This window comes from Geobacillus proteiniphilus (genome assembly GCF_001908025.1).
GTDB lineage: Bacteria > Bacillota > Bacilli > Bacillales > Anoxybacillaceae > Geobacillus > Geobacillus proteiniphilus.
Genome location: NZ_MQMG01000021.1, coordinates 33,622 through 53,916, shown reverse-complemented (window position 1 = coordinate 53,916; position 20,295 = coordinate 33,622). Strand labels below are relative to the sequence as shown.

The 20,295-nt window shown below is 52.9% G+C and carries 24 protein-coding genes and 1 pseudogene; 23 read left to right on the top strand and 2 right to left on the bottom strand.

The genetic code is table 11. The annotated features are described in order from the left end of the window. The first annotated feature begins 61 nt into the window (after nucleotides 1-61). The 13 genes from nfsA to BRO54_RS08970 all read left to right on the top strand — a co-directional run bounded on the left by nfsA (nucleotide 62) and on the right by BRO54_RS08970 (nucleotide 11,434). Nucleotides 62-811: an oxygen-insensitive NADPH nitroreductase gene (gene nfsA, locus BRO54_RS09035; RefSeq protein WP_074043750.1), complete on the top strand. Its 750-nt coding sequence runs from the start codon at nucleotides 62-64 to the stop codon at nucleotides 809-811. Between the two features lie 189 nt (nucleotides 812-1,000). After that, entirely contained in the window at nucleotides 1,001-1,744 is a 744-nt protein-coding gene (locus tag BRO54_RS09025; protein ID WP_011231148.1) for an NAD-dependent protein deacylase, read from the top strand. A 179-nt stretch (nucleotides 1,745-1,923) separates the two neighbouring features. Then, nucleotides 1,924-3,102 (top strand): acyl-CoA dehydrogenase family protein, encoded by a 1,179-nt coding sequence (locus tag BRO54_RS09020; protein WP_074043748.1) that lies wholly within the window; start codon nucleotides 1,924-1,926, stop codon nucleotides 3,100-3,102. Nucleotides 3,103-3,138: 36 nt separating this feature from the next. Beyond that, a complete protein-coding gene (fabG, locus tag BRO54_RS09015; RefSeq protein ID WP_074043747.1) occupies nucleotides 3,139-3,903 on the top strand; it encodes a 3-oxoacyl-ACP reductase FabG in 765 nt (254 codons plus the stop codon). A gap of 18 nt (nucleotides 3,904-3,921) precedes the next feature. Beyond that, the gene (locus BRO54_RS09010; protein ID WP_074043746.1) at nucleotides 3,922-4,371 is read left to right on the top strand and encodes a MaoC family dehydratase N-terminal domain-containing protein; all 450 of its coding nucleotides are present in this window, start codon (nucleotides 3,922-3,924) and stop codon (nucleotides 4,369-4,371) included. Further along, the gene (locus tag BRO54_RS09005) at nucleotides 4,368-4,772 is read left to right on the top strand and encodes a MaoC family dehydratase (protein ID WP_074043745.1); all 405 of its coding nucleotides are present in this window, start codon (nucleotides 4,368-4,370) and stop codon (nucleotides 4,770-4,772) included. The genes BRO54_RS09010 and BRO54_RS09005 overlap by 4 nt, the downstream gene beginning before the upstream one ends. A gap of 80 nt (nucleotides 4,773-4,852) precedes the next feature. Next, complete coding sequence (locus tag BRO54_RS09000; protein WP_074043744.1) at nucleotides 4,853-6,022, top strand: thiolase family protein; 1,170 nt, start codon at nucleotides 4,853-4,855, stop codon at nucleotides 6,020-6,022. A 20-nt stretch (nucleotides 6,023-6,042) separates the two neighbouring features. Beyond that, nucleotides 6,043-6,633, top strand: coding sequence for a TetR/AcrR family transcriptional regulator (locus BRO54_RS08995; RefSeq protein ID WP_074043743.1), 591 nt, complete (start codon nucleotides 6,043-6,045; stop codon nucleotides 6,631-6,633). Nucleotides 6,634-6,728: 95 nt separating this feature from the next. Beyond that, complete coding sequence (locus tag BRO54_RS08990; RefSeq protein WP_025039055.1) at nucleotides 6,729-7,592, top strand: branched-chain amino acid ABC transporter permease; 864 nt, start codon at nucleotides 6,729-6,731, stop codon at nucleotides 7,590-7,592. Continuing rightward, entirely contained in the window at nucleotides 7,592-8,629 is a 1,038-nt protein-coding gene (locus BRO54_RS08985) for a branched-chain amino acid ABC transporter permease (RefSeq protein ID WP_074043742.1), read from the top strand. The genes BRO54_RS08990 and BRO54_RS08985 overlap by 1 nt, the downstream gene beginning before the upstream one ends. A 3-nt stretch (nucleotides 8,630-8,632) precedes the next feature. Continuing rightward, complete coding sequence (locus BRO54_RS08980) at nucleotides 8,633-9,397, top strand: ABC transporter ATP-binding protein (protein ID WP_074043741.1); 765 nt, start codon at nucleotides 8,633-8,635, stop codon at nucleotides 9,395-9,397. Then, nucleotides 9,390-10,097, top strand: a complete 708-nt coding sequence (locus BRO54_RS08975) for an ABC transporter ATP-binding protein (protein ID WP_074043740.1) — start codon at nucleotides 9,390-9,392, stop codon at nucleotides 10,095-10,097. Before BRO54_RS08980 ends, BRO54_RS08975 begins: the two co-directional genes overlap by 8 nt. A 125-nt stretch (nucleotides 10,098-10,222) precedes the next feature. Then, entirely contained in the window at nucleotides 10,223-11,434 is a 1,212-nt protein-coding gene (locus BRO54_RS08970; protein WP_074043739.1) for an ABC transporter substrate-binding protein, read from the top strand. A gap of 191 nt (nucleotides 11,435-11,625) precedes the next feature. On the opposite strand, the gene BRO54_RS08965 is transcribed toward BRO54_RS08970, so the two are convergent. Next, a complete protein-coding gene (locus BRO54_RS08965) occupies nucleotides 11,626-12,069 on the bottom strand; it encodes an OsmC family protein (RefSeq protein ID WP_074043738.1) in 444 nt (147 codons plus the stop codon). Nucleotides 12,070-12,371: 302 nt separating this feature from the next. Here BRO54_RS08965 and BRO54_RS20515 point away from each other — a divergent pair, with 302 nt between their 5' ends. Further along, complete coding sequence (locus tag BRO54_RS20515) at nucleotides 12,372-12,674, top strand: hypothetical protein (RefSeq protein ID WP_074043737.1); 303 nt, start codon at nucleotides 12,372-12,374, stop codon at nucleotides 12,672-12,674. Continuing rightward, nucleotides 12,671-12,928: a hypothetical protein gene (locus BRO54_RS08955; protein WP_074043736.1), complete on the top strand. Its 258-nt coding sequence runs from the start codon at nucleotides 12,671-12,673 to the stop codon at nucleotides 12,926-12,928. Before BRO54_RS20515 ends, BRO54_RS08955 begins: the two co-directional genes overlap by 4 nt. 10 nt (nucleotides 12,929-12,938) lie before the next feature. Here BRO54_RS08955 and BRO54_RS08950 read toward each other — a convergent pair whose 3' ends face one another. Then, nucleotides 12,939-13,445, bottom strand: coding sequence for a QueT transporter family protein (locus tag BRO54_RS08950; RefSeq protein WP_074043735.1), 507 nt, complete (start codon nucleotides 13,443-13,445; stop codon nucleotides 12,939-12,941). A gap of 74 nt (nucleotides 13,446-13,519) precedes the next feature. Between BRO54_RS08950 and chrA the strand changes: the two genes are divergently transcribed. The 8 genes and pseudogenes from chrA to BRO54_RS08905 all read left to right on the top strand — a co-directional run bounded on the left by chrA (nucleotide 13,520) and on the right by BRO54_RS08905 (nucleotide 20,290). Next, a complete protein-coding gene (gene chrA, locus BRO54_RS08945) occupies nucleotides 13,520-14,728 on the top strand; it encodes a chromate efflux transporter (protein ID WP_074043734.1) in 1,209 nt (402 codons plus the stop codon). A 202-nt stretch (nucleotides 14,729-14,930) separates the two neighbouring features. After that, nucleotides 14,931-15,131, top strand: coding sequence for an acyl-CoA carboxylase (locus BRO54_RS08935; protein ID WP_239691237.1), 201 nt, complete (start codon nucleotides 14,931-14,933; stop codon nucleotides 15,129-15,131). Nucleotides 15,132-15,187: 56 nt separating this feature from the next. After that, entirely contained in the window at nucleotides 15,188-15,622 is a 435-nt protein-coding gene (locus BRO54_RS08930; RefSeq protein ID WP_074043731.1) for a DMT family transporter, read from the top strand. A gap of 269 nt (nucleotides 15,623-15,891) precedes the next feature. Continuing rightward, a pseudogene (gene tnpB, locus BRO54_RS08925) lies at nucleotides 15,892-16,999 on the top strand (IS200/IS605 family element RNA-guided endonuclease TnpB). 117 nt (nucleotides 17,000-17,116) lie between these two features. Next, nucleotides 17,117-17,362 carry a YhgE/Pip domain-containing protein gene (locus tag BRO54_RS20510; RefSeq protein ID WP_074043730.1) on the top strand — a complete coding sequence of 82 codons (246 nt, stop codon included), beginning with the start codon at nucleotides 17,117-17,119 and terminating at the stop codon, nucleotides 17,360-17,362. Next, entirely contained in the window at nucleotides 17,359-18,054 is a 696-nt protein-coding gene (locus BRO54_RS08915; RefSeq protein ID WP_239691236.1) for a YhgE/Pip family protein, read from the top strand. The genes BRO54_RS20510 and BRO54_RS08915 overlap by 4 nt, the downstream gene beginning before the upstream one ends. Nucleotides 18,055-18,404: 350 nt before the next feature. Beyond that, on the top strand, nucleotides 18,405-19,511 hold the full coding sequence (locus BRO54_RS08910) for a nitric oxide synthase oxygenase (protein WP_239691238.1): 1,107 nt from the start codon (nucleotides 18,405-18,407) through the stop codon (nucleotides 19,509-19,511). Further along, the gene (locus BRO54_RS08905; protein WP_011231172.1) at nucleotides 19,508-20,290 is read left to right on the top strand and encodes an ABC transporter ATP-binding protein; all 783 of its coding nucleotides are present in this window, start codon (nucleotides 19,508-19,510) and stop codon (nucleotides 20,288-20,290) included. Before BRO54_RS08910 ends, BRO54_RS08905 begins: the two co-directional genes overlap by 4 nt. Nucleotides 20,291-20,295: the final 5 nt, after the last annotated feature.

Below are 20,295 nucleotides of genomic sequence, written 5' to 3'. Positions count from 1 at the left end.
TTCTTTTTTGTTATCATGTTCACAAAAAGAAGCCGTTGGGCTGTTCAAGGAGGACATAGTCATGAACCAAGTCATCGAAACGATTCTCCAGCACCGTTCGATCCGCCGGTTTGAAGACAGGCCGCTCACGGATGAACAAATCCGCACGATCGTCGAATGCGCCCAGGCGGCATCGACTTCAAGCTATGTTCAAGCGTACTCGATCATCGGGGTGAAAGATCCGGAGAAAAAACGGAAGCTCGCCGAGCTGGCGGGAAATCAATCCTATGTCGAGCATAACGGCCATTTCTTTGTCTTTTGCGCTGATTTTCACCGCCATGAGCTCATTGGCGAGCTAGAAGGAAAAGACGTGCTTCCATCGCTTGAGAGTACGGAAAAGTTTATGGTTGCGCTGATTGACACGGCGCTTGCGGCGCAAAACGCCGCCATTGCCGCGGAGTCGATGGGGCTTGGCATCTGCTACATTGGCGGGCTGCGCAACAACCTGCCGGAAGTATGCCAACTGCTTAACATACCGAAACGGGTCATTCCGCTGTTCGGGCTTGCCGTCGGCTATCCTGCGCAAACGCCGGATCCAAAGCCGCGGCTGCCGTTTGAACACGTTTATCATGAGGACGAATACAACCAAGACCACGCCCGATTCCTCGAACAATTGCAACGCTACAACGAAACGGTTTCGGCGTATTATGAGCAGCGGACAAATGGCCGCCGCCGCGACACATGGACCGGGCAGATGGCCGATACGCTCAGCCGCCAAGTCCGGATGTACATGAAGGAGTTTGTGGAAGGGAAAGGGTTCAATTTACGGTAGCCTCTCTTCGTTCGGAAGAGGGGTTTTTCTTGCAGGCGATTCCATTTGTGAGAAAACTATGCCAGCCCGTTGGACATTGGTTTTAGTGATTGATTTTGTCTGGAGTTTCAGCTATACGTTATGGCCTCGAAAAGAACCGAAGGCGAGACTGGCAAAACCAAGAGGTTCGTAGGAAAGGAGAGAACGAGGATGGACCAAATCCGGCAACTGGCGCAATGGATCAAAGAGGCGAATACGATCGCCGTCCTGACCGGGGCGGGGATGAGCACGGAATCCGGCATTCCTGATTTTCGCAGCGAAAACGGCCTTTACGCCCAAGAGGACAATGTCGAATATTATTTGTCAGAGTATTATTACAAAAAAGATCCGGTTGATTTTTGGCGTCGATTCAAGCGGATGTTTTCATTAAAAATGATGGGCGGCTTTGCCCCGAATGACGGGCATCGGTTTCTCCGCTGGCTTGAGGAGATGGGCAAGACGGTGACGATTTTGACGCAAAATATTGACGGGCTGCATACGAAAGCAGGAAGCACGAATGTCATTGAGCTGCACGGCACGCTGCAGACGGCGACATGCCCGTCATGCGGCAACAAGTATGATCTGTCGTTTATCAACCGTCACGAGGTGCCGCGCTGTGAAAAGTGCCAGACGATTGTCAAACCGGATGTCGTTTTGTTTGGCGGGCTCGTGCCGCGCATGGAAGAAGCGTTTGCTGCGGCGGCCGCCAGCGACTTGCTTCTGGCGATGGGAACAAGTTTGGAAGTGGCGCCCGTGAATCAAATCCCGTTTTATGTCGCCGCCGAATCGCCGGCAACAAGGAAAGTATTGATCAACAAAACAGCGACAAGAATGGACGGGATGTTTGACCTTGTCATTTATGGCGGAATCGGGAAAACGGTCGCTAGCGTGCGCAAGCAAATACAGGCGGAATAGATCGATAGATTCCATGCCAACGGGAGAACGCATATGGCGTTTTCCCGTTGGACGAAAATCAAAAAAGGTATTGTACTTTTCAGAACATTCGAATATAATAAAGATAACATACCAACCGGTTGGTATTTTGATGAGTGGAGTCGAGCATAAAGGCGTAACGGAAAAGGGAGGGGACCATCATGTATTTGCGCTTAACGGACGAGCAGCGCATGGTGCAAAAAGCGATCCGCAAGTTTGTCGAAAAAGAATTGATGCCGCTCGAAAATGAAGTATTGCGCAATGAGCGCGAAGGGAAGCCTGGGCTCCCGCCCGAAAAATTAAAAGAGCTGCAGCTCAAAGCGAAGGAAGCGGGGTTTTGGGGGATCAACACGCCGGAGGAATACGGCGGCGCGAATTTGGGCCATGTCATGCAGGCGATTGTGTTGATGGAAGTGTCGAAAACGCTTGTTCCGTTCCAGTTTGGCGGATCGGCGGACAACATTTTGTATTACGCGAATGAAGAGCAAAAGAAAAAATATTTGATCCCGACGATCAACGGCGAGAAAAAATCGTGCTTTGCCATGACCGAGCCGGGAGCAGGATCAGATACGCGCAACATTAAAATGACGGCGGTGAAAGACGGCGACGAGTGGGTGTTAAACGGGGAGAAGACATTCATTACCGGCGGCAACGACGCCGATTTTGTCATGGTGATCGCCATCACCGACAAAGAGCGTCACCAAGCCTCGAACGGGCGCGAAGGGGTGACGTGCTTTATCGTCGACCGCGAGATGGGCTGGCGTTCGGAACCGATACATACGATGGGACCTTCCACTCCAGCCAGCTTAATTTTCGAAAACGTGCGCGTGCCGGAAGAAAACATTTTAGGCGAGCTGCATCACGGCTATAAGCTTGGACTTGAGTGGATCGGCTACGCCCGCTGGGTCGTCGGCGCCCGTGCGGTCGGAGCGGCCGAGCGGCTGTTGCAAATGGCCATCGACTATGCGAAGGAGCGCGTCACATTCGGCAAACCGATCGCGGAGCGGCAGGCGATCCAATGGATGATTGCCGATTCGGCGGTAGAAATCGAAGCGGCGAAATGGCTTGTGTTAAACGCGGCGTTTACGCTTGACCAAGGGGAGGACAACCGCCATTTAGCCTCGATGGCGAAACTGTTTGGCGCGAACATGGGCAACCGCGTCGTCGACCGCGTCATGCAAATCCACGGCGGCATGGGCTACACGAAAGAAATGCCGATCGAGCGCTGGTATCGTGAAGCGAGATTGTGGCGCATTTACGACGGCACGGATGAAATTCAGCGCCTCATTATCGCCCGCAACTTAATTAAGGGGCATGTCAAACTTGGACAGTTTCTCTAAAAAATGAAAGCGTTACCGAAAGGGAGGAGAAAACCGATGAGTCAACGGTTTGCAGGAAGAGTAGCGTTTGTGACCGGGGGGAGCCGCGGCATCGGCAAAGCGATTGTCACCCGTTTTGCCGAAGAAGGGGCGAAAGTGGCGTTCATTGATTTAAACGCGGAAGCCCTTGAAGCGACGGCTGCCGAGCTGCGGGAAAAAGGGTATGACGTTTACGCCAAAGTCGCGAGCGTCACCGACCGCGAACAAGTAGAAGCGACGATCCAAGAAGTGGTCGAACGGTTCGGTTCGCTCGATATTCTCGTCAACAACGCCGGCGTCATCCGCGACAATTTGCTGTTTAAAATGACTGATGACGACTGGCAAACGGTGATGGACGTCCATTTGAAAGGCGCATTTTACTGCGCCCGCGCCGCGCAAAAATATATGGTGGAAAGAGGGTACGGCCGCATCATCAACATTTCGTCGACCTCGGCGCTCGGCAACCGCGGCCAGGCGAACTACTCGGCGGCGAAAGCCGGCATCCAAGGATTTACGAAAACGCTGGCGATTGAGCTTGGCAAGTTTGGCATCACGACGAATGCCGTCGCCCCTGGATTTATTGAAACCGACATGACGAAAGCGACAGCGGAGCGGCTTGGCATTTCGTTTGAGCAGCTCATCCAAGCGAGCGTCGCCAACATCCCGGTCGGGCGCAGCGGCCGTCCGGAAGACATTGCTCATGCGGTTGCCTTTTTCGCCGATGAGCGGTCGTCGTTTGTCAACGGCCAAGTGCTGTATGTCGCCGGCGGTCCGAAATGCTGAAAACAAGGAGGACGGGGCATGTACCAAAATGACATCGGGAAACGGTCAGCGAAAGTGAAAAACGTCGTTGAGCGCGGAGCGGTGAAAAAATTCGCTGAAGCGATCGGCGATCTGAGCCCGATTTATTGGGACGAAGAGACGGGAAAACGGTCGCGCTACGGGCGCAACATTGCGCCGCCGACGTTTCCGCGCGTGTTTGACTACGGCGTCATTGAAGGGCTGAAATTGCCGTCCAAAGGGCTCATCCATGGCGAACAGCACTTCCATTATGAGCGCCCGTTGTTTGTCGGTGAAGAGCTGTATTGCTATGCCGAAGTGAAAGATTATTACGAAAAACAAAGCAGCATGGGTTTGCTTGGCTTTTTAGTGATCGCGAACAACGGCGAGGACGCTGATGGACGTCTTCTATTCACTTCCACCTCGACGATTATCATTAACGAGGCGGTTAGAAAGGCGATGAGCGTATGACGAGCATCCGCAAATGGCAAGTCGGAGAGTCGCTTCCCGAAGTAACGCTCGCACCGGTGTCCCGGCTCGATTTAATCAAATACGCCGGCGCATCAGGCGACTACAACCCGATTCATACGATCGATGAAGAGGCGAAAAAAGCCGGCCTGCCGGGCATTATCGCCCACGGCATGTGGACGATGGGCAACCTCGCGAAGCTGTTTACGCCGTACTACGAAGAAGGGTTTGTCCAAGACTATTTCGTCCGCTTCCAGTCGATGGTGTTTTTAAACGATGTCATCACCTTAAAAGCAATGGTGAAGGAAAAAGACGAGAAAGCGATCCGCTTTGCCGTCGCCGCCGTCAACCAGCATGGAAAAGAAGTCATTAAGGGCGAAGCCGTGTTTTCTCTGTATGAGTGAAGCAAGGCAGCGAGCCCGGTAACATCGAGAACGCCCAGTTGCCGGGTTTCGTACTACAAAGGGGATGAGGAGGAGTCAGGATGAGACGGGATGCCGTCATTGTGTCGGCCGTACGAACGGCCATCGCCCGCCAAGGTGGCGCTTTAGCGACGTTGCCGGCGCATATTTACGGCGCGGAAGTGATCAAAGAAGCGATGCGGCGGGCGAATATTGGTCCGGAGCATGTCGATGATGTCATTATGGGCAACGTCCTAAGCGGCGGCGGCAATATCGCCCGGCTGACCGCGCTGCAAACCGGATTGTCGCTTGAGCTGACGGGGGTGACGGTCGATCGGCAGTGCGGTTCGGGCATTAACGCCGTCAATTTAGCGGCGCAAGCCATTTGGGCCGGTGACGGAGATGTGTATATTGCCGGCGGCGTGGAAAGCATGAGCCGCGCGCCGTATTTGATGGACCGCCCGGAAAAACCGTACAGCTCGACGCCGCCGAGCTTTCGAAAGTCGCAGCTATCTCCGAAAGAAATCGGCGATCCGCCGATGGGGATTACGGCGGAAAACTTAGCGAAACAATACGGCATCAGCCGTGAAGAACAAGACGCATTCGCCTTGCGCAGCCAGCAGCGCATGGCGCGCGCCATGCAGGAAGGGCGATTTGACGAGCAAATCGTGCCTATTGCCGTGCCGGTGAAAAAAGGGGAGCCGTTCATCTTCGATACGGACGAACATCCGCGGCCAAACACAACCATGGAAGCGCTCGCAAAACTGCCGCCGGCGTTTTTGGAAGGCGGAACGGTGACGGCCGGGAACAGTTCCGGATTGAACGACGGGGCGTCGGCGCTCGTCATCATGTCGCGGGAAAAAGCAGAGGAGCTTGGCTTAAAGCCGCTTGCCGTCATCCGCGCCCATGCGGTCGCCGGAGTTGATCCGAACATCATGGGCATCGGCCCGGTGCCGGCGACAAGAAAAGTGCTTGAAAAGGCGGGGCTGACGCTTGATGATATGGACATCATTGAAATCAATGAAGCGTTTGCCGCGCAAGTGATCGCCTGTGACCGTGAGCTTGAGATGGATCCCGAAAAAGTGAACGTCAACGGCGGCGCCATCGCCCATGGCCATCCGCTCGGCGCGACGGGGGCGATTTTGATCACAAAAGCGGTGTATGAACTGAAGCGCCGCGGCGGGAAATACGCGCTCATTACCGCGTGCATCGGCGGCGGTCAAGGCATTGCGACCATCATTGAAAGAGAATGACGCATTGGAGACCGTGGAGGATGAAAGAAAAATTAAGGGAAGTTTCCATAGAGTTGTTCGAACGCAAAGGATTCAAAGAAACGTCGGTGCAGGAAATCGTCGAAGCGATCGGGGCAACGAAAGGGGCTTTTTACTACTATTACAAAAGCAAAGAGGAGTTGCTATGTGACATTTGCGTTTCCTATCTGGACGATTTGCTTCGGCAGCAAGCCTGCATTGTCCAAGATCCCGAGAAAAGCTGCACGGAGAAATTGCGGGCCATCGTCCATATGGTCATCTGCAATATCCGCACACGGAAGAAAAGCGCCCGCATTTTCTTCCGCGAAATGCGGCATTTGGCTGATGACCATTTGGCGGAAATCCGCGCCAAGCGGCGGTTGTTTCGCAAGCGGTATGAACAGCTGGTTCGAGAAGGGATCGCCCGCGGGGAATTCAAGCCATCGCTTCATGCAGAAATGATCACGTTTGGCCTGCTTGGCATCACCAACTGGAGCTATTATTGGTTCCGGCCTGACGGAGACATCTCTGAAGAAGAACTGACGGACATTTTCGTTGATTTCATTTTGCACGGCATAAAGGCGCCAAGAGCTGGAGAAAAGCGGTCGAAATGAGGCGGAGCCAGGCAATCCGGGCGTCCAGACCGAATGAAAGATCGGCGCGCCGCTTTGATGGTCTGGCCAAACGGCAAACAAAAAGGGGGATCGGGATGGAGCTATTCATCCAGCAGCTGTTAAACGGGCTGACAGTTGGAAGCGTTTACAGCCTTGTCGCGTTAGGTTTGACGCTTGTTTATGGCATTTTGCACATTCCAAACTTTGCCCACGGCGCGTTATATATGATGGGCGGTTATGTCACGCTCACTGCGATGACGAAAGCCGGGCTGCCGTACGGGTTGGCCGTTGTCGTGTCGATGGCCGCGGTCGGGATGCTCGGTGTATTGATGGAACGGCTTGTGTTTTATCCGCTTCGCGACGCACCGCCGCTCCATGACAAAATTGCGGCGATCGGCATTTTGTTGTTTTTGGAAGCATTCGCCCAGTTCGTCTGGGGGGCGGACTATCAGACGATGCCGACCCCATACGGCGACGTTGTCAGCATTTTCGGCTTGACCTTGACTATTCAACGCATCCTCATCATCGCATCCGCTGTCATCATCATGATCTTGCTTTACCTCTTCTTGAAAAAGACGTTCATCGGCGCTTCCATCATCGCGATGGCGCAAAACCGCGAAGGGGCGAATTTGGTCGGCATCAACACGAATAAAGTCGCCATGATGACATTTCTTCTTTCCGGCAGTTTGGCCGCGCTCGCCGCGTCGCTCGCTTCGCCGATCAACCTCGTGTTTCCCGGCATGGGCCATCTTGTTATCTTGAAGGCGTTTGTCATCATCATTCTCGGCGGCATGGGAAGCATTCCGGGCGCCATTGTCGGCGGCTATATTTTAGGATTCAGCGAAAGCTTAGGAGCGACGTATGTGTCGAACGACTACAAAGATATTATCGCTTTTGCCATCCTCGTCATCATTTTAACGGTCAAACCGAACGGACTGTTTGCCAAGGAGGGACATTAATGGCGGTATTCGCTAACCGGCGCTTATGGATCGCCGTCCTTGCGGCGCTGGCGCTTGCCTTTCCGTTGCTTGTCACTAACAGCTATTACTTGCACATAATGACGATCTCCTTTATTTGGATGATCGCTGTTTACGGATTGAATTTATTTGCTGGCTATACCGGTTATTTGTCGCTTGCCCACGCCGGGTTTTTTGCGATGGGCGCGTATGCGCTCGGCATTTTGACGGTGAAAGTCGGCGTGCCGTTTTGGCTGGCTTTCGTGCTTGCTTGTTTGTTCACCACGCTGCTTGGCGCCGTCATCGGGCTTGTCGCGCTGCGAACGAAAGAGCACTTTTTCGCCATTTACACGCTGTGCGTTGGTTATATCATTTATTTGGTCATTGACAAATGGGACAGTTTAACCGGCGGAGTGCGCGGCTTCATCGGCATTCCGGCGCCGGCTGACATCGGTCCGCTCTCGTTTCAAACGCCGGTCGCCCAATATTATTTGGTGTTGTTTTTCTTGTTTGCCGTCATCTTTGTCATGTATCGGCTTGTCTACTCGCTGACCGGGCGGACGTATATCGCCATTCGCAACAGCGAGGAGCTCGCGTTGACGCTTGGCATCTCGACGATGAAAAACAAGCTCGCCTCATTTGTCTTGTCGGTCTTTTTTACATCGCTTGCCGGAGCGCTGTACGCATCGTTCATCCGGTTTCTCGGCCCAGATATCGCGTATATAAGCGTCATGTTTGACTTTTTGACATATTTGCTTGTCGGTGGGATTGGCACGCTCGCCGGTCCGGTCGTCGGGACGTTGCTCGTTACGTTTTTGTCTCAACAGCTGCAGTTTTTGCAGGACTATCGGATGCTTATTTTTGGCCCGATTTTGACGTTGCTCATCATTTTTTATCCGCATGGCATCGCCGGCGGCTTCATCCGCTATCAAGCGAAGCGGAAGGAAGCGCGCCGTCTCGAGCCGGAAGCGAACCGAGCTGCTGCGGAACTGGCCGTTTCGAGCCAAGGACGAGGCGAGCGGCACGCAGAGGAGGGATAAACTATGCTTTTGCACGTTGAACGATTGACGAAGCGGTTTGGCGGGCTCCTGGCGGTCAACGATGTCACCTTTTCCGTCGAACAAGGGAAAATCAATGCCATCATCGGCCCAAACGGCGCCGGAAAATCGACGTTTTTCAATTTAATCAGCGGCTTGTACCGGCCGACGTCAGGGACGATTACGTTCAAAGGGCGCGATATTACCCGCTTGCCGGCGAACGAACGGGCGAAGCTCGGCATCGCCCGCACGTTTCAAACGACCCATTTGTTTGAACAATCGACGGTCATTGACAACGTGATCATCGGCCATCGTCTCCGCACGTCATCCAACTTATTTGATGCCATTTTGCGCACGAAACGGCACCGCCGCGAGGAACAGGCATGCAAAGAAAAAGCGATGGAAGTGCTCGACTTTGTCGGTTTAACCCATGTGGCGGATCGGATGGTGGCCAACTTGTCGCAGGAGCAGAAAAAGCGGGTGGCGTTCGCGCTTGCCTTGGCGACCGATCCGGAGCTCGTGCTGCTTGATGAACCAGCAGCCGGCATCAACCCGGATGAAACGGAAGGGCTTGAGGAGTTGATCGTCAAAATGGTAGAAGGCGGCCTGACCGTTTGCCTGATTGAGCACAAAATGTCGATGATCATGAAAATTGCCGACCGCATTATGGTGTTAAACTATGGGGAAAAAATCGCTGAAGGAACGCCCGAGGAAGTGCGAAACAACGAGGCGGTCATTCAAGCGTATTTAGGAGGGAGCGCCATTGCTTGAAGTTGCGAACGTATCCGTCCGCTACGGGAGTTTTACGGCCATTCGCGATGTGACGTTTTCCGTCAAGCGAGGGGAGATCGCCGTTTTGCTTGGCGCCAACGGGGCCGGGAAAAGCACATTGTTTCGCACGATCAGCGGGCTGCACAAACCAGTGCGGGGGGAAATCCGCCTCGATGGCGAGCGCATTGATTCGCTGCCGCCTGACCGTATCGTCGGGCGCGGCGTCGTGCAATGCGCGGAAGGGCGCAAACTGTTTCCGCGCATGAGTGTATACGAAAACTTGCTGATGGGCGCTTACGTCCATCGGAAGGACAAAGAAGGCATCCGCCGCTCGATCGAACATGTATACGAACTGTTTCCGATTTTGCGCGACAAGCAAAACGCGCCAGCCGGGTCGTTAAGCGGCGGCCAGCAGCAAATGCTCGCCATCGGCCGCGCCTTAATGTCACGCCCAAGCGTGCTGCTGCTTGATGAGCCGTCAATCGGACTCGCTCCGTTGATTGTCGAGCAGATGTTTGCGACGATTAAGCAAATCAATGAGGGAGGAACAACGATTTTGTTGGCGGAACAAAACGCTCATGCGGCGCTGTCGATTGCCCATCGAGGCTATGTGTTTGAAAATGGAACGATCGTTGCCTCAGGGACGGCGGAGGAACTGTTGGCCAACGACGATGTCCGCAAGGCGTACATTGGTGCATGATAGGCCTCATCCTGTCCATCAGCGAAAGCAAGGAGAGGAGATGGCACTGAAAGGGGGTGAATAACGGGTGTGCCAAATATTATCTAAATATTCACAATAATAAATAATCGATAGGGGGGAGTAGAATGAAAAAAAGAAAATGGTCAATCGCCGCTATGATCGCGGCCATCATGATGTTTATGCTTGCGGCGTGCAACAATTCGCCAAGCAGCAATAACGCCAACGGCGGAAACAATAGCGGAGGAGGCGGCGGTGAAACGGGCACGGTCAACATCGGCTACAGCGGCCCGCTGAGCGGCCCGGCCGCCTATTATGGCCAACGGACGTTAAACGGCTTGAAAATGGCGGCCGAGGAAATCAACAACAGCGGCGGCTTTGAGGTGAAAGGAAAGAAATACAAAGTTAACCTCGTCCCATTAGATGACAAATATTTGCCAAACGAAACGGCGGCGAACGCCAAACGCCTTGTGCAAGAGCATCATACGCCGATCATTTTCACGCCGCACAGCGGTGGCGTCATGGCGCTGCAAGTGTTCAACCAAACGGACAATTTCATCATCGCGGCGTATACGAGTGAGCCGAAAATTACACAAACGGGCAATAAGCTGACCGTGCGCATCCCGCCGCGCTATGACGGCTACATTCCGACGTTTACCGACTATGCCATGAAGCGGTTTGGCAAAAAACTCGCCGCCTTGCCGACGGCTACGCAATACGGGAAAGACTGGACAGAAAAGCTGTTGCCGTATTGGGAAAAACAAGGAGGAAAAGTCGTCTACAAATCATCGATTGACTTTACGAAAGACACCGACTTCTTTACGATCGTGACGAATGCATTGAAAGAAAAGCCGGATGTCTTGTTTATCGGTGGACCGTCGGAACCGACGGCAAAAGTGGCGAAACAAGCGCGCGAACTTGGCTTTAAAGGCGGCTTTATCATTATGGACCAAGCGAAACTCGATGAGATGAAACGAGTGACCGGCTCTTATGACATGCTTGAAGGTTCGATCGGCGTCATGCCGCTGGTCGAATCGGACGAACCGGCTGTTCCGGATTTTGTGAAAAACTACCGGGCGAAGTTCAATGAAGATCCGGGATCGGAAGCCGCTTACAACTATTTGGCGCTTTACGCTTTCGTCGAAGCGATGAAAGCCGCAGGCACCGTCGATGACCCGCAAGCCATCCGCGAACATATGAACGACGGCTTGAAAAACATTCCGGCAGAAAAGAAAGTGTATAACGTCCCAAGCATCGGCGACGATGGCGGCTTTGAATCGGAAATCGTCGTTGCCGCGGTGGAAAATGGAAAAATTGTGCCGATTGAGTTAAAACAATAATAAACGATGCAGACTGACAAGCAGAGGAACCCTATCATCGGGCTTTCAATGGGAATGTTCTTTGCATGAGCCCTGAAGTGTGCATCTTCTCAAGGATCCGTAGATGGAGCGGTATATGGATGGAGCAATAGAGTGGCTGTCTGAAAAGGTCATCGCACGACTTTTTCCAGACAGCCTTTTCCATTTTCGCATTATGACGTTTTTTGATTCGTTATAGGTACCGTGGGTACGCCCCTTAGGGTGTCTTTTACCGGGCAGACACGTTCAACGTGTTCAATCAAAGCTTGGACGTTTTTTGGATCGGAAGGAGAGTCGATATCAATATGGTAACGAATTTCTAAGAATCCAGGCCGAACGTCCGCTTTCTCCATAAAGCCATCGGGATCTAAATCCCCTTCTACGTGTACTTGAACTCCTTTCAGTTCGACCCCGTGATGGCTGGCAAACAGAGAGACCAGTACATTGATGCAACCGCCTAGTGCAGCTAGGACCAGCTCTACGGGATTCGGTCCCTGATCGGTGCCTCCCAAGACTGGGGGTTCGTCAATGATGACTTGTTTGCCGTTAATGTCAGCCACCGAGCGTACTCCTTCGCCAGACCATTTGACATCAGAGGAAAAGGTAAGCTTAGGCATGAAAAAAACCTCCTGACAAAATAAGAATAATGGATAAATTAAGAATAATACATAAATTCCTATTTGACAAGTAAGAATTTAAAGAAAACGGAGGTGACGGAAAGAAGAATGGATGCGGTGATGATAGGATTGCCGCCTGGCGGAACTGTTTCGGGTTGATAAATTCTTATTGTGTACTTCTTATCGTAAAAAACTATGTTCTAAATAATCAAAAAAACAAATAGAAAAATTTTCAATAATGCGATAAAATAAAACTGCTCTGCCACATGATGAATCTAATCACAGGAGGGGAGAGACCGACCATGCGGGAAATGGCCCTCGGCCTTGCCGCTTCGTTCTTTTTTGCGATCACCGAACAAATCGAGACGGAAACCGGAACCGTCACTGTGCGCCGCCCAATTGAAAAACGGGCGCTTTTCATCTCCTTATTTATTTTGCTTGGCGTGTTATCCGCCCCGCTTCCAAACGGTTGGGCGCTCGTCGGCTTAACGATCATTGTCGTTGGGATTTGTTGGCATAGCTTCGAGGCTGCAAAGACGGTGAAACGGTCGTCGCCCTCCGTTCCGAAAACCCGGCACTCCTATCAGGTGGGAAAAGAACCATGAGGACGATCGTGTATTTGCTTTTGGCTTGTCATGTTGCTGTCATTTGCTGCTGGATAAGCGACTGGACTGTGCTCACGACCCAAATTGGCCTCGCTGTATGGGCTGGCGGGATGGTCACGAGCTTCATCATCCTTCGTTTTTGCCAAAACATTCAGCCAAAGCTGCGGTACATGTTAAAAACGATGACAGCGACGTCGGTGCTGCTTGCCGTCTGTTCATTGATCATCGAGTGGGCGGTGCGCTCGATGCCGTAGGAACACTTGGTCAGTCGTTGCGGCCGTCAGCGGCCCGGAAGGCTTCTGGAGCAATCCGACGGCCGACGGCATACATGATCGGTGCACCGACGGCCATGACGACCAACTCGCCGATAGCCGTCGTGAGCCACGTAAGCCAAAACGGAAGGCCGAGCGCCAGTTTCAATTCGAAGGCGATAATGGCCATTGTCACAGTAAATGACAGCGTATTGACGGCCATGCGCGCCCAAACGTTTCGGACATACCGCATAGAGACGATCGTGATGAGCAGCGCCAACACCGACTGGCCAACGCCAAATACGAGATCATACGCGACGATCGGCGAGAAAAACCAGTTGGCGAAAAACACGCCAAGCACAATGCCGATGGCGTATGTTTTGCGGAACACGACCAAGTGATTCAATATTTCTGACACGCGAAACTGAATATTCGTAAAGCCAAACGGCTGAATGAGTGCCGTCACCGCGATATACACGGCGGCGATCAAGCCATTTGCCGCTATGATCCGAATGTTCATAACGTCCTCTCCTCGCATTGATGATAATATGATTGTAGCACGACAAACGAATGAACGAAAGGAAGTGAATCTCGTTGACCTTGACGGATCAACAAGCAACAAGCCGGCGGCGATCGGTTTGGGAAGTCGGAAAAACAGCGCTTCTCCTCGGTTTAACGTCATTTGGTGGTCCGGTCGCTCATCTCGGCTATTTTTACGAAGAGTACGTCAAACGAAAAAAATGGATTGATGAGAAAACGTATGCCGATTTGGTCGCTTTATGCCAATTCCTCCCTGGTCCGGCGAGCAGCCAAGTCGGCATCGGCATCGGGTTCATGCGTGCCGGCGTTTGGGGGGCGTTGGCAGCTTGGCTTGGTTTTACGCTGCCGTCGGCGGTCGCCCTCAGCCTGGTTGCTGTTTGGCTGCAACACAATTCTTGGGGTGACGCCGGCTGGATGCACGGCTTGCTGTTGGCGGCCGTGGCGGTCGTGGCGCAAGCCGTATGGGAGATGGCGCGCAAATTCGCCTCTGGCCGCCTCGAGGCAACGGTCGCCATCATAGCGGCGGCCGCCGTGCTTCTTGTGCCGGGCGCGTGGAGCCAAGTAACCGTCATCGCCGCAGCGGGGGGCATTGGCGCTGTTGGATTGCGAAAAAACGTCGCACCTTCTTCGTCTTCGGCAGGCATCCCGCCTTCCATTCGTCGTTCCACCGGTTTGACGCTGCTTTCATTGTTTGCCGTGTTGCTTGTTGCGCTGCCGCTCATTCGCACTTGGATCCATTCACCGTTTTTGGCGCTGTTTGACAGCTTTTACCGCGCCGGGGCGCTCGTGTTTGGCGGCGGTCATGTGGTGTTGCCGCTCTTGGAGGCGGAAGTGGTGCCGCAAGGGTGGATAACCGCCAACCAGTTTTTAGCCGGCTACAGCGCCGCCCAAGCCGTCCCTGGGCCGCTGTTTACGTTTGCCGCGTATATTGGAATGGCGGCGTTGGGCTGGAAGGGAGCGCTAGTGGCTACCACAGCCATTTTTCTTCCATCCTTTTTACTCGTTCTTGGCGCGTTTCCGTTTTGGCACTGGCTTCGCCATCATCCACGCTTTCAAGCGGCGCTTGCTGGCATTAACGCCGCTGTGGTCGGGATTTTGCTTGCGGCGCTGTATGACCCGATCTGGACGAAAGCGGTGAAGGGACCGGCCGATTTGGCGTTTTCCCTTGGGGCTTTTCTTCTTCTTGTCGTGTGGAAGTGGCCAGCATGGGCGGTCGTCCTTGTTTCGTTCGTCGGCGGATGGCTGCGCGCTTGGCTCGGCTGATCGCCCTAAGCACCATGATGGCGGCTTTTCATTATCGTCCGAAAATGGACAACGACGTGTTTGGCTTTGCCGTTGCAATAGCCGGCAGATGCAAATAGATGCATAGATCGATCAACAGCAGCGCCAGCCAAGAGAAACGCTATGAGAAAATGGATGGTCACAATAGCAGGCGGGAGGTCAAACCAGACAACAAGGGCGCCGAGTGCGATCTGCGCCGCAAGCAAGCCAGCCGCCGCCGACCGTCGTGGCGAGCACGATGGCGTCGATCGTCAACCTCGTTTCCTTAATGGCCGGCGCCAGTGTATTAGTGATGAGCTTGATCAAATGGTTTTCGTTTGCATGGAAGCGATACCGAGGCGGCAGAAACAAAAGAGCGCCGGCATGGCGTAGGGCTGTGCGCTGAAAGGAAAGCTCGCCGCCTGATCCGCAGGCGTATATAGGCAAAAGGAGGGGGAGCCGATGAAGTGGGTATGGATGCTGCTCGCTCTAACGGCCGGGATGGCTGTCTCCGTACAGGCAGGAGTGAACGGCGGCCTCGGCAAGCGGGTTGGTGTGTTGGAAGGGGCGTTCGTGTCGTTTTTAATCGGAACGATCGTCTTATTTTTAGTGCAATTGTTTTTCGGAAAAGGAGAATTGCTGGCCATGTTTTCTGTGCCGAAATGGCAGCTGACGGGCGGCATTCTCGGCGCTTTTTATGTGTTTGTCATGGTGCTGATCGTTCCGAAAGTCGGCGTCGCCAACTCTCTGGCAGCCGTGATCGCCGGCCAGCTCGTCATGAGCTCGATCATTGATCACTTCGGGTTATTCGGGGGACAGCGCATTCCGTTTGACATGACGCGCCTCGCTGCTATAGCCTGTTTGTTTTTGGCGCTTTGGCTTTTTTTCCGCAAATGAACAACAGGACTGGCCAAGTTGGTTTAGTTTTCCGTGATCCGCTCATACTAACAGCAGCATCATCGACTTGAAAGAAAAGGAAGCGGATCAAAGTGAAACAGGCATGGCGCATTTATCATCCTGAACCGAGAAGACCCCCACTTCCACGCGTGAGCGTAAGTGGGGGAGGAATCGGGATTCGTCATCGATCTTCCTCTTGCCTGAACAAAACAGAAGGTGTAAAATGGATAGCAATAGAACACACGTTCCCTGATGTAGGAGAGAAGATCATGTATCAAGCCTATCGCTTTCGGCTGTATCCCACCCGAACACAAGAGGAGCTTATCAACCAAACGATCGGGTGCTGCCGGTTTGTGTACAACCACTTTTTGGCCGAGTGGAATCAGGCGTATGAAACCACGGGAAAAGGACTCGGTTACAACGAGTGTTCCAAACGATTGACAGCGTTGAAGAAAACCCTTCCGTGGCTGAAGGTTCCCGATTCGACCGCCTTGCAAAACGCGCTGCAGCAGTTGGCCGAGGCGTTTGACCGATTCTTTGATGGAACGGCGAACGCTCCCCGCTTCAAAAGCAAAAAACACCCGAATCCATCGTACACCGCCCAGTGCAACTACCCAAAGAAAGGACGCCCATCGATTGAAGCGGATGGCCATCGTTTGAAACTCCCGAAGCTTGGATGGGTAAAGTTTGCCAAAAGCCGTGCGGTGGAAGGCTGCATTCTCTCCGCCACCATTCGTCGCAACCGAACGGGGAAGTATTTCGTCTCCATCTTGGTGGAAACGGAAATCCCTCCATTACCGGCGACGGACAAGCAAGTGGGTGTCGATTTGGGATTGAAACATATCGTGGTGTTTTCCACAGGCGAAAAGATCGAACACCCCCAGTATTGGCGCCGGTATGAAGAAAAGCTCGCCTACTGGCAGCGGGTGATGGCCCGCCGGAAGCCGGGCGGTTCGAACTGGCAGAAAGCCCGTTTAAAAGTAGCCAAGCTTCATGAAAAAATCGCCAACTGCCGGAACGATTTCCTGCACAAATGGTCCACCCGCCTCATCTGCGAAAACCAAGTGGTGTGCGTGGAGGACTTGCGCGTCAAGAACATGCAGAAGAATCACAAGTTGGCCAAGGGCATTTCCGATTCCGCGTGGGGGCGCTTTCTCAACATGCTCTAAAGCGAAATGGTACGGGCGGACGGTGGTCCGTGTCGGGAGCACGTTCCCATCGAGCCAATGGTGCTCGTGCTGCGGGCATCGGCAGGTTAAGGTGAAATCGCTCGACATCCGCGAGTGGGTGTGCCCAAAATGCGAAGCCGAACACGATCGAGACGAGAACGCCGCCCGGAATATCCTGAATGAAGGGCTTCGTTTGCTGTCTTTGTAAGTAAGGCAGCTGAACCGTGGGACGCACGGGGATGGCTTGGTTCATAGCCTGCCGTGGGGCGGGTGTTCCCAAGAATCTCCCACCTCTAAGTATAAGCGTAGGTGGGAGAGCGTTCAAGTGAACGATTTGAAACATCTCACGACCAACTGGGCCGCAGCCATATTGGCTCTCGGTCTGATCGTTCTTCCATCGCTTTACTCTTGGATCAATGTAGAGGCTTCGATTGACCCTTATGCCCATACAGATGATTTACCGGTTGGGGTGGTGAACGAAGACCGCGGGGCGGAGTTGGCCGGTCACCGGCTTCACGCCGGCGATGAGATCGTCAAGGCCTTAAAAAACAACCACCAGTTCGCTTGTTGAAACAAGATCCACAGGCGAAAGGTGCATTTTTGGCCCACCCGGTTGACGTGCAAACGTTCCACCTTTTCCCGTTGCCGAACTATGGTTCGGGCATGAATCCATTTTACACGGTGCTGGCCATATGGGTAGGATGTTTGTTGCTTGTTTCCGTCTTGTCGACGGATCCTTCTTCGTTTTCGGAAGCGAATGAGCGGGAAAGATATGCCGGACGGCTGTTGACCTTTTGGACGCTGAATGCTTTGCAGGCGATGGTCGTGACAGCTGGAGCTGCTTTCATCTTGCCGAATATTTTCGTCCGTGAGCCGGGATGGTTCATGACGTTCGGCCTTTTGTGCGGTTTTGTCTTTATGACAGTGGTTTTTTCGCTTGTTTCCTTGTTCGGCAATGTGGGAAAAGCGATGGCGATTGTGTTGCTCGTCTTGCAAATTGCCGGAGCGGGAGGAACGTATCCCGTTGAGCTGATTCCTCCGTTCTTTCAGCAATTAAACCCTTGGCTGCCGTTTACCTATGCCATTGATGTAATGCGCGAGGCGGTCGGCGGGATCGTATGGGAAAATGTTGAGCATGATGTCAAGCGGCTTCTCTCGTTTGCCGTTGCCGCCCTTTTGGCTGGGCTTTTGTTGAAAGCCCCATTAACCCCATGGATGCGCGTGCTGAAGGAAAAAGCTGCTCAAAGTGGTTTGTTTCATTGAAAATTTTCTGTTCTCTTTATGGAAGCATCTGTTACAATAGGGACGAGAGCGTTGCTTCATTCTCAATTGCCCCGTAGGATAGACGTCTCCCAAGCATTGTTCACTGCTGCTTTTGCGCGATGGGAGAGCGCTCGATGGCGGGGAAAAGGGGAGAGAATCATGTCGATCCGTCGACTGCTTGGTTTTGCGCTCATTTTTTTGGCGATTTCGATGTTTATCGAGCAAATGTGGTGGGTCGGGGGAATTTGTTTCATGATTGGAATCGGAATGTCCATGAAGAGCTCAATCAACGGAAAGTGGAGAAGAAAGAAAAATACATGGTAAATATCGAGAGTGGTGTGAATCAAACCATGGCGGTACAGCATGATGCACAGTTGCTACCAAAAGCAGAACAGTTTATCACTTTAAGTTATCGAGAGCTTGGAAAAAGTGAACAGGAAATTAAGCGGCGGTTGAACGAAATCCGTTGGGAAGTGGAACAAACCGGCACATATATTCATACGTACGAAGAGTTAAGCTATGGGGCTAAGATGGCTTGGCGTCATAGCAACCGTTGCATCGGCCGCTTGTTTTGGCAATCGCTCTATGTCATTGATGCGAGAGAGGCGGTTACCGTAGACGAGGTTTTTTCTTATCTATTCCATCATATTGAGTTTGCGACCAATGGCGGGAAAATCCGGCCGACGATCACGATCTTCCGTCCAAATGGGGAAGTGCGCATTTGGAATCATCAACTGATTCGTTATGCCGGTTATGAAACCGAAGAAGGGATCATCGGCGACTCATCCTCCCTCACTTTCACCCGCGCCTGTGAACAGCTTGGGTGGAAGGGGGAAAAAACGCCTTTTGACGTGTTGCCCTTGGTGATCCAGGTAGGCGGCCAGAAGCCTGTTTGGACGCCGATCCCTAAAGAATTGGTGCTTGAGGTGCCAATTGAACATCCGGAGTTTCCGTGGTTTCGCGATCTGCAGTTAAAATGGTACGCGGTCCCGATTATTTCAGATATGTGTCTAGAAATTGGCGGCATTCGCTATATGGCAGCACCGTTTAACGGGTGGTACATGGGTACGGAGATTGGAGCCCGCAATTTTGCCGATGATTATCGCTACAACATGCTTCCGAAAGTGGCCTCTTGCATGGGGCTTGACACTAACTCCAACGCATCATTATGGAAAGACAAGGCGTTGGTCGAATTGAATATCGCTGTTTTGTATTCCTACAAAAAGGCGGGCGTCAGCATCGTTGACCATCATACCGCCGCGCGCCAATTTCAGTTGTTTGAACAGCAAGAGAAAGCAGCCGGCCGCCATGTCACCGGCGATTGGACATGGCTGATTCCGCCTCTTTCTCCGGCGACAACGCACATTTTTCACCGAACTTATGACAACACGACCATGTTGCCCAACTTTTTCTATCAGGACCGTCCATACGAACAACAAAGGGGAGAGGAACAATGACCGTCATCATCCGCATGCGCGATGTGTCATGGGCAAGAGGAGGGCGCATGATTTTGCGTGATATAAACTGGGAGGTGAAAGAAGGCGAGCAATGGGCGATTCTTGGCCTAAACGGCTCCGGGAAAACATCGCTTCTCAATATCGTCACCGGCTATCAGTACCCGACGCGCGGGGATGTTGAAGTATTGGGCTATCGGTTTGGACAGGCGAGCTTGTGGGAATTGCGCCGGCATATCGGGTTTGTGAGCAGCTCGCTTGATCAGTTTTATGATACCTTGCAAGCCGAAACAGTCGAAGATATTGTCATCAGCGGCAAGTTTGCAACGATTGGCCTGTACGATGCCGTCACTGAGGACGATCGGTCCAAAGCGCAATCGTTAATCGAGTCTTTCCGCCTCGAAGCTGTCCAAGAAAAGCGGTACGCAACGTTGTCACAAGGAGAAAAGCGAAAAACATTGATCGCCCGAGCGTTGATGGCGAATCCGAAGCTGCTCATTTTGGACGAGCCGACGGTCGGCCTTGACTTATTGGCCCGCGAAGAAATTTTAGCATTGATCGGACAGATCGTCACTCAGCCGTGCCATCTCTTATACGTCACCCATTATATCGAAGAAATCGTCGACTCCATTACCCATGTCTTGCTTTTGCAAGACGGGCGCATCCTTGCGGCTGGCCAAAAAGAGGAAGTGTTAACCGACGAGCGGCTTTCAGAAGCGTTTCGCCTTCCGATCCGCGTTCATTGGGAAGACGGCCGGCCGTGGGTGTCCGTCCATCGGTAGGGCGG